General features: G+C 64.2%; 14 protein-coding genes and 1 pseudogene. 7 read left to right on the forward strand and 8 right to left on the reverse strand.

Going from position 1 to position 15,620, the window contains the following annotated elements:
- The first annotated feature begins 107 nt into the window (after window positions 1–107).
- A complete protein-coding gene (locus tag QFZ91_RS41560) occupies window positions 108–1,100 on the forward strand; it encodes a bifunctional helix-turn-helix transcriptional regulator/GNAT family N-acetyltransferase (protein ID WP_429570862.1) in 993 nt (330 codons plus the stop codon).
- 30 nt (window positions 1,101–1,130) lie between these two features.
- Here the strand turns inward: QFZ91_RS41560 and QFZ91_RS41565 are convergent, their stop codons facing one another.
- The 4 genes from QFZ91_RS41565 to QFZ91_RS41580 form a co-directional block, all read right to left on the reverse strand.
- Window positions 1,131–1,766 carry a PqiC family protein gene (locus QFZ91_RS41565; protein WP_176379388.1) on the reverse strand — a complete coding sequence of 212 codons (636 nt, stop codon included), beginning with the start codon at window positions 1,764–1,766 and terminating at the stop codon, window positions 1,131–1,133.
- Complete coding sequence (locus QFZ91_RS41570) at window positions 1,763–3,058, reverse strand: MlaD family protein (protein ID WP_176379389.1); 1,296 nt, start codon at window positions 3,056–3,058, stop codon at window positions 1,763–1,765. Before QFZ91_RS41570 ends, QFZ91_RS41565 begins: the two co-directional genes overlap by 4 nt.
- Window positions 3,055–4,260, reverse strand: coding sequence for a paraquat-inducible protein A (locus tag QFZ91_RS41575; protein WP_429570863.1), 1,206 nt, complete (start codon window positions 4,258–4,260; stop codon window positions 3,055–3,057). Before QFZ91_RS41575 ends, QFZ91_RS41570 begins: the two co-directional genes overlap by 4 nt.
- A 175-nt stretch (window positions 4,261–4,435) precedes the next feature.
- Window positions 4,436–5,557, reverse strand: a complete 1,122-nt coding sequence (locus tag QFZ91_RS41580; protein WP_429570864.1) for an L-dopachrome tautomerase-related protein — start codon at window positions 5,555–5,557, stop codon at window positions 4,436–4,438.
- Window positions 5,558–6,079: 522 nt separating this feature from the next.
- Between QFZ91_RS41580 and QFZ91_RS41585 the strand changes: the two genes are divergently transcribed.
- Window positions 6,080–6,862: a hypothetical protein gene (locus QFZ91_RS41585; protein WP_176379392.1), complete on the forward strand. Its 783-nt coding sequence runs from the start codon at window positions 6,080–6,082 to the stop codon at window positions 6,860–6,862.
- A gap of 63 nt (window positions 6,863–6,925) precedes the next feature.
- Here QFZ91_RS41585 and QFZ91_RS41590 read toward each other — a convergent pair whose 3' ends face one another.
- Window positions 6,926–7,312 (reverse strand): BON domain-containing protein, encoded by a 387-nt coding sequence (locus QFZ91_RS41590; protein WP_429570865.1) that lies wholly within the window; start codon window positions 7,310–7,312, stop codon window positions 6,926–6,928.
- A 41-nt stretch (window positions 7,313–7,353) separates the two neighbouring features.
- Window positions 7,354–7,929: a cysteine hydrolase family protein gene (locus tag QFZ91_RS41595; RefSeq protein WP_429570866.1), complete on the reverse strand. Its 576-nt coding sequence runs from the start codon at window positions 7,927–7,929 to the stop codon at window positions 7,354–7,356.
- 196 nt (window positions 7,930–8,125) lie between these two features.
- Here QFZ91_RS41595 and QFZ91_RS41600 point away from each other — a divergent pair, with 196 nt between their 5' ends.
- The gene (locus QFZ91_RS41600) at window positions 8,126–8,446 is read left to right on the forward strand and encodes a pyrimidine/purine nucleoside phosphorylase (RefSeq protein WP_008917257.1); all 321 of its coding nucleotides are present in this window, start codon (window positions 8,126–8,128) and stop codon (window positions 8,444–8,446) included.
- Between the two features lie 52 nt (window positions 8,447–8,498).
- Here the strand turns inward: QFZ91_RS41600 and QFZ91_RS41605 are convergent, their stop codons facing one another.
- Both QFZ91_RS41605 and QFZ91_RS41610 read right to left on the reverse strand, forming a co-directional pair.
- Window positions 8,499–8,984: a CPBP family glutamic-type intramembrane protease gene (locus QFZ91_RS41605; RefSeq protein WP_429570867.1), complete on the reverse strand. Its 486-nt coding sequence runs from the start codon at window positions 8,982–8,984 to the stop codon at window positions 8,499–8,501.
- Window positions 8,985–9,013: 29 nt separating this feature from the next.
- Window positions 9,014–9,662: pseudogene (locus QFZ91_RS41610) on the reverse strand (DsbA family oxidoreductase).
- Between the two features lie 213 nt (window positions 9,663–9,875).
- Between QFZ91_RS41610 and QFZ91_RS41615 the strand changes: the two are divergent.
- The 4 genes from QFZ91_RS41615 (at window position 9,876) to QFZ91_RS41630 (ending at window position 15,324) form a co-directional block, all read left to right on the forward strand.
- A complete protein-coding gene (locus QFZ91_RS41615) occupies window positions 9,876–10,604 on the forward strand; it encodes a 2OG-Fe(II) oxygenase (protein ID WP_013092117.1) in 729 nt (242 codons plus the stop codon).
- Between the two features lie 104 nt (window positions 10,605–10,708).
- Complete coding sequence (locus tag QFZ91_RS41620) at window positions 10,709–11,611, forward strand: LysR family transcriptional regulator (RefSeq protein ID WP_429570868.1); 903 nt, start codon at window positions 10,709–10,711, stop codon at window positions 11,609–11,611.
- A 132-nt stretch (window positions 11,612–11,743) separates the two neighbouring features.
- Complete coding sequence (locus tag QFZ91_RS41625) at window positions 11,744–13,699, forward strand: aconitase family protein (RefSeq protein ID WP_429570869.1); 1,956 nt, start codon at window positions 11,744–11,746, stop codon at window positions 13,697–13,699.
- Between the two features lie 134 nt (window positions 13,700–13,833).
- A complete protein-coding gene (locus QFZ91_RS41630; protein ID WP_429570870.1) occupies window positions 13,834–15,324 on the forward strand; it encodes an MFS transporter in 1,491 nt (496 codons plus the stop codon).
- The last annotated feature ends 296 nt before the right edge of the window (window positions 15,325–15,620 follow it).

The raw sequence follows: 15,620 nt of genomic DNA on the forward strand, positions 1-15,620 counted from the left end.
GGTCCGATGCTGCGTTGCAACGCTTCCGATTGCAACTTAGCGTTTGCTTAAGTTGCGGGATCGCAACTATATTGATTGCGCAACGCAACTGATAGGTGAGCGCCATCATGGATCTGATCGAAGCCCCCGCCAAGCCTCGCGATACGACGATTCTCGAACTGCGCGAGTTTTCCCGCCGCCTGGTTCGCGAACTCGGTTTCATGCGCGCAACGCTCGCCGACAGCGATTTGGCGCCCTCGGCCGTGCATGCGGTAATCGAGATCGGCATGTCGCCGGGCATCAGCGCCAAAGATCTCGCGACCATCCTGCGGCTCGACAAATCGAATACGAGCCGGCAGATCGCAAAGCTCGAGGCGAGCGGACTGGTCGAGCGTACGGTCTGCGCCGACGATGCCCGTTCTTCCGAGTTGTACCTGACGGCCGAAGGTCAGAAGCTGCGCAAGAAGATCGACCGGTTCGCGACCGATCGCGTGTCCGGCGCGCTGCGGCGCATGGTTCCCGCCGACCAGCAGGCGCTGGTCCGTTCTCTCGCGCTTTATGCGGACGCCCTCGCGCATGGCGAGGTCAGCAAGCTTCCTGCGACGGAAGCGGGGTCCGCGGGAATCGTGGAAGGCTACCAACCCGGCTGTATCGGCGATATCGCGAGTCTGCACGGGCGCTATTACGCGCAGCACTGGGGTTTCGGCGCATTCTTCGAAAAGAAGGTCGCGACGGAACTGGCGGAGTTCGCGGGCGCATTGCCGGCAGAAGGGAAAGGGCTTTGGCTTTACGTCGAAAACGGCCGCACGCTCGCGTCTGTCGTGATCGATGGGGATGGCGGCACCCGTGTCGCGCATTTGCGCTGGTTCATCGTCGACGATTCCTTGCGCGGCTCCGGGATCGGGCGGCAATTGCTGGCGCATGCGATGCGTTTCGTCGACGAGCGCTTTGACCAAACCTATTTATGGACTTTCCAGGGGCTCGACGCGGCGCGTCATCTGTACGAGTCGTTAGGCTTTCGGCTGAGCGACGAATCGGAAGGGGAGCAATGGGGAACACGCGTCGTCGAGCAGCGTTTCGACCGGATTTCCGCAATGAAAGGCGGTACCGGTACCCAGTGATCGACTGAGAAGCGAACTAGACCGCTTCGCTCAATGCGCGACGACCGACGCCGCGATCCGGTCGGCCAGGTCGCCGAGAATGCGGCTCAACGCGGCCGCCTGCGCGAGCGCATCGTGTCCGTCGATCGCAGAATCGAGCGTCACTTGCTGCCGCAGCGGCGCCTGATCCGAATGCCCGTTCAACAGGGTCCACTCCGCCTGCAAGGTCAGCGTGCCGCTCGCGTTGGCCGTCGCGTTCAACACGGTGACGACTAGCCTGCGCGTGCCTGGTGGCGCGGGCGCATCCGGCACGACGAACGACCCGGCGGGCAGCCGCGTGAGCAAGTCCTCGGCAAGCGTTTTGCGCATCATTTGAGCGAGCGGTGCGCCCCACCGGTCGCTATCGTCGATCGTGAGACGGTTCTGCGAAGCCAGCGTGACGACTTCGAGCCGATCGAGCACTGCGGGAATATGCACGGCGGTCAGTTGAATCGGCGGCATCGGCGCCGTGGCTGGCGGCGCGTCGGCGGGCATCGGGTTCAACGTCACATAGCGCGTCGGCATGCTGTGCCCGCATCCGGCGAGCGTCATCGCGGCGACGCAGACGACAAGCGCCGCCGTCCAGACGCTCGTCCTGAGCGATGCCACGACGGCGCGTCCGATGCGAAGCGTGAATCTCGTCATCATTGAGTCTCCTGCTGCCTGCCGTGGATCAGCGCCTCCGGATGGCGGTCCAGATAGTCGGCCAGTGCCCGAATCGAGCGCGCGGTGTCCGTTAGCTCCTGCATCGCGGCAGGCAGATCGTTCTGACTCGACGCATCGCCGCCTAGCGTACGGTTCGCCGCGGCAACGGTGCGATCCGCCGCGTTCGCCGTGTCGCGCAGTTGCGCGACGAGCGGACCGATCTGCGGCGAGACCTGCTGCAACGTGTGATCGATCTGCGCGACGGAGTGGTCGATATGCGTCAGGCTGTCCTTGATTTGCGGCGAGGAACTGAGCGCGTTGATATGCGCGGCGATACTGCGCACCTGTTCGCCGGTTTGTCGGATCGGAAGATCGTCGATTTTCTGGATCACCTCGTTGGCCTTCGCCATCGTCGTGTCGAGATTCGCGGCGGCGACACTCGGAATGACGGGCAGACCGTCCTCGCTGGCGAGCGTCGCGACCGGCGCGCCTTGCACGAAGTCGAGGGTGATCTTGTCCGCGCCGACGACCGGCGGATCCTGCGACAGGTGCGCGCGCAAGCCCGTGGCGACGAGACGGGCGAGCATGCCGTCGACGAGCGGGCGCCAGTCGCCGTTGGCCGGCGGCGGCGCGCCGACGATGCCGAGCTGCGACGGGTTCAGCGCGATCTGCACCGGGGTGCTCAGCGCGCCCGTGCGTGCGTCGTAGTTCAGGCGCACGCTGGTGACGGTGCCCACGTCGAAACCGCGCAATTGCACGTCGGCACCACTCTTCAGGTCGCCCACCGCACCGTCGAAGCGCACCAGATAAGTGACGACCGGGCCGTGTCCCGGTGCGAGCGCTGGGCGGCGATCGACTCCGTCGAACCGCGACGCCGGTTTGCCGGGTCCGGGCTCCATCACGATCTCGGGGCCGGACAGCACGCCTTTGAGCGACGCTGGGTCGTTGAGGTCCACGTGGGCTCCGCGCAGAAAAAACTTCGTCTCGCTGCGCAGATACTTTTTTTCGGCGCGATCTATCTTGAGCTCGGCTTGCACGTGCTGGCCATCGGGCGCGAGCGTGATCTCCGAGACGGCGCCGACCTTCACGCCGCGCAGCGTGACGATCGTATCGTCGGGCTTCATGCCGTATGCGTTGTCGAAGATGACCGTGACCGTCTCGTCCTGATGCGTCAGCGCGCGAACGCCGAGCCATCCGGCCATCGCGAAGGCTGCGATCGGCACCGCCCAGATCCAGCCGGGCCACGGGCTGCGCCGCACCTGCGCTTGCGAACGACGGGGACGCGTGCCGCTCATCGCTTGCTCCGCGGGTGGACGTCCCACATCAGACGCGGGTCGAATGCGCGCGAAGCGGCCATCGTCAGGAACACGACCAGCGCGAACGCGGTGGCGCCGATGGCCGGTCTGGCCGACGCGATGCCGTCGAACTGGATCAGCGGCACGAACGCGGCAATCGTGAACACGTCGACGAACGACCAACGTCCGAGTTCGTCGATCAGGCGATACAGATGCGCCTTGACCCGCAGATGCCGGCGCGAACGGCGCCGCACGGAGACGATGAACCAGCCCATGCCGACGATCTTCGCCACCGGAATGACGATGCTCGTGCAGATGATCAGGATGCCGAGCGGCCACAGGCCCACGTGGAACAGCTGGTAGACGCCGTCGATGACCCTGGTTGACTCGATGTGTCCGAGTTGCATCGAACTGGTCATCGGAAAGACGTTGGCCGGGATCGTCAGTACGAGCGCGGCGAGCGACAGCGCAGCGGCGCGAACGACGGCGTCGGTTTTGCGAGCGCGCAACGTCAGCGCGCAACGCGGGCAGGGACACCCCTCCTGCGACATCGGCACGACCAGATCGCAAACCGTGCACGACAGCGGCGCTTCGTGTTCCGGCAACTCGTTGTCCGTGGCAATCGCGCGCCACACGGTTCTTCGATCGAGCGCCGCGCGCGTGAGCATCGACAATAGCGCCGCGGCGATGAAACAGTAGCCGCCTGGGGCGATCGTGCCGGTCAGATTCTGCGTCACGCGCGCGTAACCGACGAAGCAGCCGACCAGATAGACGTCGGGCATGGCCCAGATATCGAGCGAGGTGGTCCAGCGAAACAGCGCGCCGATTGCCCTGGTACGCCAGCCGACTTGTAGCGCGACGAGGACGGCCACGAGGCCGCCAAAGCGTACGAATGGCAGCACGATGCCGAAGGTGCCGAGCAGTACCGCGAGAATGAACCAGCCGTCGTTCCACATCTGCACGATGCCCGACGACAGCACTGACGAGTGCTCGACGCCGAGCATGTGCACGTACATCAGCGGCGCGAGATTGGCCGGAAACAGCAGCACGAAGGTTGCGCTCGCGCAGGCGAGCGCCGCGGCCTGGCTTCGGCCGTTACGCCGCTCGAGCGGAAAGTGACAGGCGCGGCAACGCGCGTAGGTATCTGCGGCGAGCGGCGGGATGTCTTCGAGCGCGCCGCATTCGGGGCAGCCGATCGTCATGCGACGTTCTCCATCGGCTGTCCGTTTTCAGGCGGGCAATGCGTTGCGAATGAGGTTTCGCCGATCATCCCTCGACCCCCGGCGCCAGTTGGCGCGTGAATGCACGGCAGGCGCGCTGGCACGCGCCAGCTCCATTTCCTCCACTAGCATTGCGCGTGCCCGGTTTGGCGTCCGGCTACACTGAGGGACCGACGTCGGCGATGATCAGCAGCCTCGAAGGCAGCGCGTCCGGATGGCCCGGCTTGAACCAGTTCATCTCGGGGATGCGCGAATCGGTCAGGTAGATCGTGCCGTCCGGCCCTTCGGCGAACGTATCCGGCCAGCGCAGGCCGGGTTCGTGCAGGAGCGTCGTCAAGGTCGTACCGTCCCATACCTTCACCGCGTGTTCCTCCACCGCGGTAATCAGCAGGCGTCCCGCGCGGTCGATATGCAGCCCGTCGGCGGGGCGATGCTCGAGCACTTTCTCGACGCGGTTGCCGACATCGTCGGCCGCCAGCGCGGTATCGCGAAGCGCTTCGGTGGGGACGCGGTAAAGCGTTTTGCCCTTCAAGGCCTGCCAGTACAGATACAGTCCATCGCGAGTCAGCGCGATGCCGTCGGCCGAAAATTCGACGCCGCGTCCATCGGGACGCCGCAATGGTGCGCCGCCTGCATGCACGGTGACGCTCGGGTCCATTTGCGTCGATGGATGCCCGTCGAGCACGCGGCGCGCTTGACCGGTGCCGAGATCGACCACCACGATCGCGCCGCGTGTTCCGGAGTCCGTGATGTAGGCGAACCGGCCGTCGGGACTGATGCGCACGTCATTAAGATAACTGCCCTGCGGCGCGATCTCGGGCGTGAACGCGATGCAGCCGACGACGCTATCTGTCGCAAGATCGATGCGGACCAGTTTGGGGGCGCCCGGCACGACAAAGGACTGGGCCGGCGCGCCGGGGTCGAGTACCCACAGGTTGTTTTGCGAATCGCACAGCATTGCCTGCACGCAGACCCAGCGATCCTGCGAGTTCAACTCGTCACGCCTGGCGTTGCGCCAGCCGTTCCAGCGATCGTCGGGGTAAGGACGAACGTCGCCATCGGGCGTGAGTACGCCGACGGAGATCGGCGCGTCTTCTGTCCAGCGCGGGAAGTTGACGAAGATGCGTCCGTCCGCGGCGACGGCCACCCCGGTCACCTGATGCCCGAACGACGCAATCTCGCGCAGATGCGGCCGCGAGCCCTCGTCACCGGTGCTCGATGCAGGCGCGGCGGTCAGCGGAACCCGATCCGCGGCGGGTGGCGTGACGGAGTCTTTCATGGGCTGCCTCCGAGGCAGAGTGGAAATGTCCGTACTCAGCAAAGCGAATGCCGCGTGCAACGATAAAGTAGATCGTAATCCGCGAATCTTTCGGAAGGTATTCAACTTGAATTTGCCGGATCGTTCTTTATGCATATTGTTTGAGTTTCGCGCGAGCAGAGAACGGCAGGTCGCGCAATAGGGAAAGCCGAGTTGTCGCGCAGTGCTCGATGCGGGCTGGCGCGTTAAAAGGCCGTGTAGGTGCCACGTGATTTATGGCAAAAAGCATTGCTTCGCGGCAGCATGCGGAGTCGCCGTAGCAGGCAGTCCATTCCGGCAACTTTGACTCTCAGGGTTTGTCCTGCCTCGCATTGGGACCCGCCGTGTCAGTCGTGCGCTACACCGCTCGTTTGCAAAGAAAAAATAATGCCGGCATCAAAGGAATGTGCTAGAAAATAACAATTGCACGCGCAGAGAAATAGCCACGCCTGCAAGTAAAAAGTTCGGCTTTCAATACACTCTTAATCGGCCGCGAGGTGGATCATGAGAACAAGTGCGCTTTGGGGGCTCGGGGTGACGACGGTCGCTTCGGTGCTAACGCTGCAGTGTTATCCAGCGTGGGCCGACGGACCCGAAGCGGCGTATGCGTCCGACGACGCGGTGCCGGCCGGCTCGCTCAGTCCGAACGAGTACAAAGTCAATGCGGACGGCATGAAAGAAGATCCGAATGCGAAGATGTCTGACGTGGCCCGCGCATATCGCAACGGTTATATCAATCGCGGCAAGCAGGATCAGGCCGACTACCAGGCAATGATCGATTCGCACAATCATGGTCAGCGGCAACCCGTGAAGACCGACGTCGCGCGGGTCGACGTGCCGCCGCTGCCGCCGGGCGTCCCCGAAGACGACAACTCGAAGTACACGAGCATTCCGCCGCAGCCTCAGAAGCCGCAGCCGGTCCAGTACGCGCAGCGTCAGGTGCCGCAACCGCCGCCGCCGCAACAGCAATATCAGCAGGTCTACCAGCAGCCGCAATACGCGCCGCCGCCAATGCAATACCAGCAGGCGCCGGCCTACGCGCAGATGCAACCGGTCTACGACAACCCGCCGGTGTATGTGCGGCAGGACTATCCCCAGCCACCCGTGCAGTACGTGCCGGTTTATCCGCAGGCACAATACGAAGAAATGCCGCAGGTCGTGGAAACGGTGATTCAACCGGTCGCGCCTGTCGCTTATCAGGTTTATCATCCGCCGGTCTATTGGGCGCAGCCGCGCGTTTATGCGTATCGCGCGCCGCCGGTGTATGGCTATCGTATGTGGCGTTGAGTATTGCGGCGAATACTCGCGCATCGATTGAATGGCCGAGTACTTTCTTTTATTCGCTTTGTGCTAGTGACCGCTGGCTCCTCGGGTGCGCACATTCAGATGGTTGATCACCTGCCGGACTCCTCGCACCGATCTCGCGACACTGCCCGCGCGTTGCACCTGGGCGCGCTGCGGCACCCAACCAGTCAGCGTCACGATACCGCGGCGTGCCTGCACGTGAATCGCCGTTGAATGCAGGTTCGGTGTGCGTGCGAGAGCGCGCCGCACGTCGCGCGCGAGTTCGCTATCGGGTCGGTTGCGAGCCGGCGACGCCGCGATGGATTGGCTTTGCGCGGAAGCATCGTTCGGCATGCCGCCACCAGTTTGTGCATTCGCACAGGTCGCAGTGCCGATCGCAATCGCTGCCGCGGCAATTGCGCCCATTATGCTGTTCACGCTGACTTTACTCACATCTCCTCCTGTACCGGAAATTGGCCGTTTATGGGTTCCGGCTAATGCGGTTGCCGGTTGTCCAATAGCGCGTCCGTGGTGACGACCGTGCAGTACTCTTGATCGAGATTCGCCAGCGACATCGCATGGACGTCGTCGGCACTGCGCAGCGTTCCGTTCCAGTCCGCCCGTGCAAAAGTGAAACAGCCGTCGGCCACGAGATAGGTATGGAAGCCGAGATTGCCGGCCATCCGCACCGTGGCCTCGACCGAGTTGTTGGTGATGACACCCGCCACGACCAGGGTCGTGTGGCCGGCGGCGCGCAGGCGGTCTTCCAATCCGGTGCCGATGAACGCGTTGTTGGTGCGTTTCGCGATCACCGGCTCGCCGGGCAACGGCAGGTTCGACGCCTTGAATTCGTGTCCCGGCTGACCCGGCCGATAGTGCGACCCAGGCTCCGTCGAGTCGTGCCGCACATGCCACACCGGCCAACTCCGGCTGCGCCAATGCGCGAGCAGGCGGCTCACCTGCTTCTCGGCTGCGGGATTGTTGCGTTCGCCCCAACTCGGATGATCGATCGCGCGTTGCAGATCGATCAGCAACAGTACGGCGCCGGCGGAAGGAGCGGAAGAGCGCATGGGTCGAATGAGTCTGTGTAGGTGTCGATATGCTTCTGGCAGACTTTACCGTATTGGCGCCATCAATAGCCTGTATGATGGCGGGCTCGCGCCCGGACCGGAGCCCCGCGCGGGCGGCTTGCGCGGACCGCGCGCCGTCTGCCGCGCCCAGCCGGCCGCAACGCATCCATCCACGATGACCCAGAGGAAGACCGCCATGACGGCTGCAACGCAATTCGACCAGGTTTCTGTTGTCAAACGAGCCAATGTGTACTTCGACGGCAAGTGCGTGTCGCACACCGTGCTGTTCGCCGACGGCACGCGCAAGACGCTCGGCGTGATCCTGCCCGGCACGCTGAACTTCGGCACCGACGCGCCGGAACTGATGGAAGTGCAGGCGGGCAAGTGCCGTATCCGTCTCGACGGCAGCGACGAGTGGAAGACGTATGGCGCGGGCGAATCGTTCTCGGTGCCGGGCAAGAGCCGCTTCGATATCGATGTGGTCGAAACGCTCGACTACGTTTGCAGCTATCTGTAAACGGTTTTAGGCGCGCGTGATGGCTTGGGCAATGGGCCCGAGCCATCCCTGCTCAAATTTGTTGAAGCGACAACACACAAGCATTCGCGAGTGCATGCGTGACCCAGGTGCACAGAACGGGCCGTCCCTTACGCTTCGCTTCGACGATGAACACCGCCGCCAGCACCACCGCACCCAATAGAATGGACACGACCGCACGATCGACGTAACCGTGCATCAGCGTGAACAACGCAATCGACCCCACCGCGGCAATCCGCCACGACAAACGAAAAACGCCGTTAATGAGCCGAATGGGCAGCCATTGTCCGACGATCGTCTCCAGCAACGGCATCAGGATGACGATAAAGAACACCTGAACCACGATCGGCTTATCGGCGAGCGGGATTTTATGCGGCGCCGGCGCGCCCCACAGCGCGTATTGAGCGAATATCAGCGCGATCTGCCCGAAAAACATGATTGCCGCGCCGCCGATTATCAGCCCCCATCGGGGCACCTCGTTCCAGCTTCTTCTTTTTGTTAAAGCCGTCAGCGCGTGCAATGTGGGCTCCATTCGCAATTGGCAGGATCTCAGGCCGGCTCTTTTGCCAGAATCTCCTCGATCACCTGCACGAATTGTTCGACCGGTTGGCCGCCCGTCACCAGATAGCGGCGGTTGAAAATGATCGACGGCACCGATTGAATGCCCATTTCCTGATTGTTCTTTTCCGCTTCGCGAACTTCAGTGGCATACGCGCCCGCTCGTCAGCACTTCGCGCGCTTCACTGGCGTCGAGTCCGACCGACCGTGCAGCCTCGACTAGCACGTCATGATTGCTCGGATTCTTGCCGTCGGCGTGATACGCGCGCAATAGCGCGAGCTTCAGCGGTAACTGTTGGCCCTTCAGGCCGGCCCAATGCAGCAGGCGGTGCGCATCGAACGTGTTGTAGGTACGGCTGCGCGGACCGAAATCGAAGCCGACGCTCGCGCCGCGTTCGCGGATCATCGCTTGCGTTTCGGCGATCTGCGCGGCCGTGCGGCCGTATTTCTTGCCGAGATACTCGACGATGTCTTCGCCGTCCGGTCCCATCTGCGGATTCAGTTCGAACGGATGCACGACGATGCGCGCGTCGATCTTGTCCTGAAGCCGCGTGAGCGCGAGTTGCAGCGACGACAGGCCGATCGCGCACCACGGGCAGGCGATGTCGGAAACAAAATCGATGGTGAGCTGCTGTTTCATGGTTGTCCCTGGAGATAATGAATCGTGTTGCGGCCGTGCGAATGCGGCTGCAACGATACCGACAGCGTAGCGTGAATCGTGCACCCGTGCAGTGCCGCCGAATTTGACCGCAAGACCCGGAGTGTTTTCCCGCCGCCACGCTCGTACACTAAGCTCATCGAGCTATCTACTTTCACGGCGCGGGTAACGAGCCCCGCCGCCCACTCATCGACGATGAACGCAATCGCTCCCACCCAAACGATCGACCAACGCGTCGACGCCCTCGACTGGCCGCGGATCGAACACGATCTGGATCAGTACGGCTGCGCCGCCGTGCCGCAACTGTTGACGCCGCGCGAATGCGACGCGCTGAGCGCGCTTTATCCGCGCGATGCGCTGTATCGCAGCCGCATCGTAATGGCGCGCCACGGCTTCGGCCGCGGCGAATACAAGTACTTCGCATATCCGCTGCCGCCGCTCGTCGACGGCTTGCGCGGCGCGCTGTATCCGCACCTCGTGCCGGTCGCGAACCGCTGGAATAGGGCGATGGGCATCGACGTGCGCTATCCGCCGAAGCACGCGGAATTCATTCGACGCTGCCATGACGCCGGCCAGGTGCGTCCGACGCCGCTGATCCTGCAATACGGCGAGGGCGATTACAACTGCCTGCATCAGGATTTGTACGGCGAACACGTGTTCCCGCTACAGGTCGCGGTGCTGCTGTCGGAGCCGGGGCGCGACTTCACGGGCGGCGAGTTCGTGATGACCGAGCAGCGTCCGCGCATGCAGTCGCGCGCCGAAGTCGTGCCGCTCGCGAAGGGCGACGCGGTCGTGTTCACCGTGAACAGCCGGCCGGTGCAGGGCACGCGCGGGCCGTATCGCGTGAATCTGCGGCATGGCGTGAGCCGCCTGCGTTCGGGGCATCGGCATACGGTCGGCATCATCTTTCATGATGCGCTGTGAGGATCGAAGCCGGCGCAATGGCGCAACACTGCGCGCCGTGAGACGATAAGGTCCACGATTCCGGCGATCCGCCGCCATTGTCGTAAGGCCCGTCACCTCGTCCCATGGAAAACCTGCTCAAGAAACTCGATCTCACTTCGCTGCGTCTGTTCGTCGCCGTTTGCCAGGAGCGCAATATCGCGCGCGCGGCGGAGCGCGAGTTCATCGCGTCGTCGGCGGTGAGCCGGCGCATCGCCGAGATCGAGGCGCTGATCGGCCTGCCGGTGATTCAGCGGCAGTCGCGCGGCATTACCGTGACGCCGGTCGGCGAGACCGTGCTGCGCTACGCGCTCGCGATCATTGGCAATATCGAGCAGATGAGCGCGGAGTTGTCGCGCTTTTCGACGGGCGTCAAAGGGCGTGTGAGGGTGGTCGCGAATCTGTCGTCGATCGTGCAGTTTCTGCCCGAAGACGTCGCCGCGTTCGGCCGCGCGTTCCCGGATGTATCGATCGAACTCGAAGAGGAAAACAGCGCGGACGTGCTGCGTATCGTCGACGAACATGGCGCGGACTTCGGCATCTGCAATCCGGTCGTGGGCAGCGAGGCGTTCGAGCAGGTGCCGTACCGGCAGGACCGGCTCGCGGTGCTCGTGCCGGGCGGGCATCGGCTCGCTAGCGCCGCACGGGTGAGCTTCGACGATCTGTTGCACGACAGCTTCGTCGGCTTGCGCAGCGAAAGCGCGCTCACGCGCTTGCTCGCGCAGCAGGCGGCGAGCGCGGGGCGGCAGCTCGACGTGCGGATGCGCGTGAGCAGTCTCGATGCGCTGTGCCGGATGGTGCATGCGGGGCTCGGCATCGCGATCGTGCCCGAGCCAGTCGGGCTGCTCTACGTGAACACGCTCGACGTGCGGCTGCTGCCGCTTGCCGATGCTTGGGCCGAGCGCCATCTGATCATCATCTTCAAGGCGCGCGAGCAGTTGAGCGCGAGCGCGGCCGCGCTGGTGTCGTTCCTCGGCAATCAGCCTTAGACAATCCCTCGCACGCACGCCGCGCCGCGGCTCTACAGTCGAGCATTCGCGAAACGAGACGGCAGCGTTGCCGCACCGGCACTTCGGCAGCGGCCTTGCGCGCCGTATAGTGGGCGCAAGGAGAATGCAGTGATGAGCGATACGATTCGTTTGGACGGCCGCGTGCTGTACCTGTCGCAAGACCCGGCCGTGATCGAGGCGCAACTGGCCGGCGAAAACTTCACGCGCGAGACGGCGGGGCCGTTGCGCGACAACGTGTCGACCGACGAGATCACGCCCGTCACCGTGATGCTCACCTATGACGAGCGCCTCGGCCAGTATCCGTACGTCGGCTTCAAGTCCGGCGAACGTCTGCCGATCGGCCGCAATGCGGTGAAGGACGGCGGGTTTCGCGTGACGGTGGCGGGCAAGCGCTACGGCAAGGGCTCGTCGCGCGAATCGAGCCCGCTCGCGGAATTGTCCGCAGGTATTCGACTTATCGTTGCCGAAAGCTTCGAGCGTATCTATCAGCAGAACTGCGACAACATCGGCATTTTGACCACGACGGATTTTTCCGTGCTGGATCGCCTGCTCGCGGGTGAAGCGGTGCCGATCGAGGAGTTCCTGAAAGGCCGCGACGCGCTCACCCAGCAAATCATCCGCAGCGGCGGCTTGCTCGCGTATAGCAAGTTCGCGGACTGGCCCGCGCCGGGAGAGCGTGCGAGCGCTGCCCCGAACGACGCGCCGTGCGCCGAGCCGAAAACGCTGGTCGAGAAAATCATCGACCGTCATCTGCATCCCGGCACCGCGAGCGCGCAGCGCGGCGACGGCGTGTTCATCGCAGCCGACTGGCGCTTCAGCCACGACTATTTCACCGGCATGTGCGCGCATTTGATGCATCGCGCGTTCGGCAAGCCCGCGCCGCTGCATGCGCCCGATCACATCATCGCGTTCCAGGACCATCTGGTGCTCGCGCCGCAGAGCATCCCGCACGTGCGCGACGGTCTGCTGCCGGGCGTCGCGAATCTGATGGAAGGCCACACGTCGTTTTCGCGCGACTATCCGGTGCGCTCGCACGGCGCGCTCGATGGCGTGCCCGGCTCCGAGGGCATCTGTCATGCGTTGATGGCCGAGCAATACGCGCTGCCGGGGCAGGTCGCGTGCGGCACCGATTCGCACACGCCGCATTCGGGCGCGCTCGGCTGCCTCGCGTTCGGCGCGGGCGCGACCGAAATCGCCAATAGCTGGGTCACCGGCTACGTGCGCTGCAAGGTGCCGGAGACGCTGCGCATCGAAATCGACGGCCAGTTGCGCGACGGCGTGACCGCGAAGGACGTCGTGCTGCATCTGCTGCGGATGGACGCGATCCGCTCGGGCGGCGCGATCGGCCTCGTATTCGAATACGGCGGCGCGGCGGTGCGCGCGATGTCGATCGACGAACGCGCGACGCTGACCAACATGGTCGCGGAGCTCGGCGGCTTCACCGGCATCGTCGAGCCGGACGAGCGCACGGTCGCGTTTCTGAAGGAGCGGCGCGGCGTCGATTTCGTGCTGGAAGACTGGATGAAAAGCGATGCGGGCGCGACCTATCGCGACACGATCCATATCGATGCGAACGCGATCGAACCGATGCTCGCGCGGCCGGGCGACCCCGGCAACGGCGTGCCGGCGCCGCGGCTCGAACAGGACGTCGCGATCGATATCGCGTACGGCGGCTCGTGCACCGCGGGCAAGCGCGAGGACTTCGATTTCTATCACGAGGTGCTGCGCTGGGGCGTCGAGCACGGCCTGCGCGTGCCCCAGCGCACGCGTCTGTATCTGCAATTCGGCACGATGGCGGTGCGCGCGTATTGCGAGGAGCAGGGCTATCTGCCGGTGTTCGAGCGCGCGGGCGTGACGCTCGTGATGCCTGGCTGCGGCTCGTGTGCGAACTGCGGACCGGGACAATCGGCCAACGCGAACGATGTGACGATCAGCGCGATCAACCGTAATTTCCCCGGCCGTTCGGGCCCGGGCGACGTGTGGCTCGCGAGCCCGTACACGGTCGCGGCGAGCGCGCTGGCCGGGAAAATCACCACGTTCGAACAATTGCAGCACGCGCACGGCTAGAATGCTGGCCGAACTCCGGCCGGGGCAACGTGGCGCGTGCGATGCGCGACCAAACACAAGGCCGGCATCGGACCGGCCGCGGCGAGCGATCAGCGTTGCCGCAAAAGCAGTCGCAACAGAAGGAGACAGACAACATGGCATCCCCCGATCACGCGGGGTCCGTCGCGCGCAGCGGCGGCAACGCGGCGCATTCCACCGACGCGGCCCGCAGCGCCGCCCGCAGCACCGCCGCTCAGGCGACGGGCCATGCAGCGCTCGACGCCGGCAGCATTTCGGCGCGCCTCGACCGCTTGCCCGCCACGCGCTCCATCTGGAAGCTCGTGGTGCTGCTGAGTCTTGGCTTCTTCTTCGAACTCTACGATCTGCTGTACTCCGGCTATGTCGCGCCGGGCCTCGTGAAAAGCGGCCTGCTGAGCGCGACCACGCGCAGCCTGTTCGGCTCGACGGGCGTCGCGAGTTTCATCGCCGCGCTGTTTAGCGGCCTGTTTATCGGCACGATCGCGTGCGGTTTCCTCGCGGATCGCTTCGGGCGGCGCGCGGTGTTCACCTGGTCGCTGCTTTGGTATACCGCGGCGAACGTGGTGATGGCGTTCCAGGAGACCGCAGCGGGCCTCAATTTCTGGCGCTTCGTCGCCGGCGTCGGCATCGGCGTCGAGCTGGTGACGATCGGCACTTACATCTCCGAGCTGGTGCCCAAGCAGATTCGCGGCCGCGCGTTCGCGTGCGAGCAGGCGGTCGGTTTCACGGCGGTGCCGGTGGTCGCGTTTCTGTCGTTTCTGCTGGTGCCGCGCACGCTGTTCGGTCTGGACGGCTGGCGCTGGGTCGTGCTGATCGGCGCGCACGGGGCGCTATTCGTCTGGTGGATTCGCCGCGTGTTGCCGGAAAGCCCGCGTTGGCTCGCGCAGCAAGGACGTCTCGCCGAAGCCGACCGCGTGATGAACGCGCTCGAGGCGAAGGTACGCCACGAATACGGCCGCGAGCTGCCGCCGCCGGCGCCGCCGGTGGCGGTCGCACCGCGCGGCAGCTTCCGCGACATGTGGGTGCCGCCGTACCGCAGCCGCACGCTGATGATGACGATCTTCAATGTCTTCCAGACGGTCGGTTTCTATGGCTTCGCGAACTGGGTGCCGACGCTGCTGATCAAGCAGGGCATCACGATCACGACGAGCCTGATGTATTCGAGCGTGATCGCGTTGGCTGCGCCGATCGGTCCGATCATCGGGCTCTTTATCGGCGATCGCTTCGAGCGCAAGACGGTGATCGTCGTGATGGCCGGCGTCAATATCGTGTGCGGGTTGTGGTTCAGTCAGGCATCGGGTGCGGTGCTGCTGGTGAGCTTGGGGGTGTGCCTGACGCTGGCCGGTAACATCATTTCGTACAGTTACCACGCGTACCAGACAGAACTGTTTCCGACCAGCATCCGGGCGCGCGCGGTCGGCTTCGTCTACTCGTGGAGCCGTTTTTCGGCGATTTTCACGGCCTTTCTGATCGCGGCCGTGTTGCGCTACTTCGGGACGACCGGCGTGTTCGTGTTCATCGCGGGTGCGATGTTGATCGTGATGCTGGCGATCGGTTTGATGGGACCGCGTACAAAAGGGCTTGAGCTGGAAAAAATCTCGAGATAGACGGGCAAGAACATCTCTCAGCACAGGGTCGCTCAGCGGCATAGCCGAGCGACCGCACCGGAGACTTCCGCTTTTCAGACGACGCTCTTTCCGCCGGTAACTGCGACGCAATTGAAGGCTTCGCCTGCCAAAGACAAGGCTTGTTGCGTCGCAACACAGTAAAGTCCGGGCGCGATGCTGCCGATTGGGTTGACGGGGGCTGAAAGGGCTCGAAATCGAGCAGATATCGACATGGCGGCGGCCGGCTTTTGAGCCGGCCGCCGCCATGTGCCGCGTTGGCTTATACGGTCGATGGA

The sequence above is a fragment of the Paraburkholderia sp. JPY419 genome (assembly GCF_050435705.1).
Classification (GTDB): domain Bacteria; phylum Pseudomonadota; class Gammaproteobacteria; order Burkholderiales; family Burkholderiaceae; genus Paraburkholderia; species Paraburkholderia youngii.

What these genes read in the sequence shown, in the direction of transcription:
- QFZ91_RS41560 (WP_429570862.1), top strand. Translation starts at nt 108, where the DNA reads ATGGATCTGATCGAAGCCCCCGCCAAGCCTCGCGATACGACGATTCTC.
- QFZ91_RS41600 (WP_008917257.1), top strand. Translation starts at nt 8,126, where the DNA reads ATGACGGCTGCAACGCAATTCGACCAGGTTTCTGTTGTCAAACGAGCC.
- QFZ91_RS41580 (WP_429570864.1), bottom strand. Translation starts at nt 5,557, where the DNA reads ATGAAAGACTCCGTCACGCCACCCGCCGCGGATCGGGTTCCGCTGACC.
- QFZ91_RS41585 (WP_176379392.1), top strand. Translation starts at nt 6,080, where the DNA reads ATGAGAACAAGTGCGCTTTGGGGGCTCGGGGTGACGACGGTCGCTTCG.
- QFZ91_RS41575 (WP_429570863.1), bottom strand. Translation starts at nt 4,260, where the DNA reads ATGACGATCGGCTGCCCCGAATGCGGCGCGCTCGAAGACATCCCGCCG.
- QFZ91_RS41615 (WP_013092117.1), top strand. Translation starts at nt 9,876, where the DNA reads ATGAACGCAATCGCTCCCACCCAAACGATCGACCAACGCGTCGACGCC.
- QFZ91_RS41570 (WP_176379389.1), bottom strand. Translation starts at nt 3,058, where the DNA reads ATGAGCGGCACGCGTCCCCGTCGTTCGCAAGCGCAGGTGCGGCGCAGC.
- QFZ91_RS41595 (WP_429570866.1), bottom strand. Translation starts at nt 7,929, where the DNA reads ATGCGCTCTTCCGCTCCTTCCGCCGGCGCCGTACTGTTGCTGATCGAT.
- QFZ91_RS41565 (WP_176379388.1), bottom strand. Translation starts at nt 1,766, where the DNA reads ATGATGACGAGATTCACGCTTCGCATCGGACGCGCCGTCGTGGCATCG.
- QFZ91_RS41620 (WP_429570868.1), top strand. Translation starts at nt 10,709, where the DNA reads ATGGAAAACCTGCTCAAGAAACTCGATCTCACTTCGCTGCGTCTGTTC.
- QFZ91_RS41625 (WP_429570869.1), top strand. Translation starts at nt 11,744, where the DNA reads ATGAGCGATACGATTCGTTTGGACGGCCGCGTGCTGTACCTGTCGCAA.
- QFZ91_RS41630 (WP_429570870.1), top strand. Translation starts at nt 13,834, where the DNA reads ATGGCATCCCCCGATCACGCGGGGTCCGTCGCGCGCAGCGGCGGCAAC.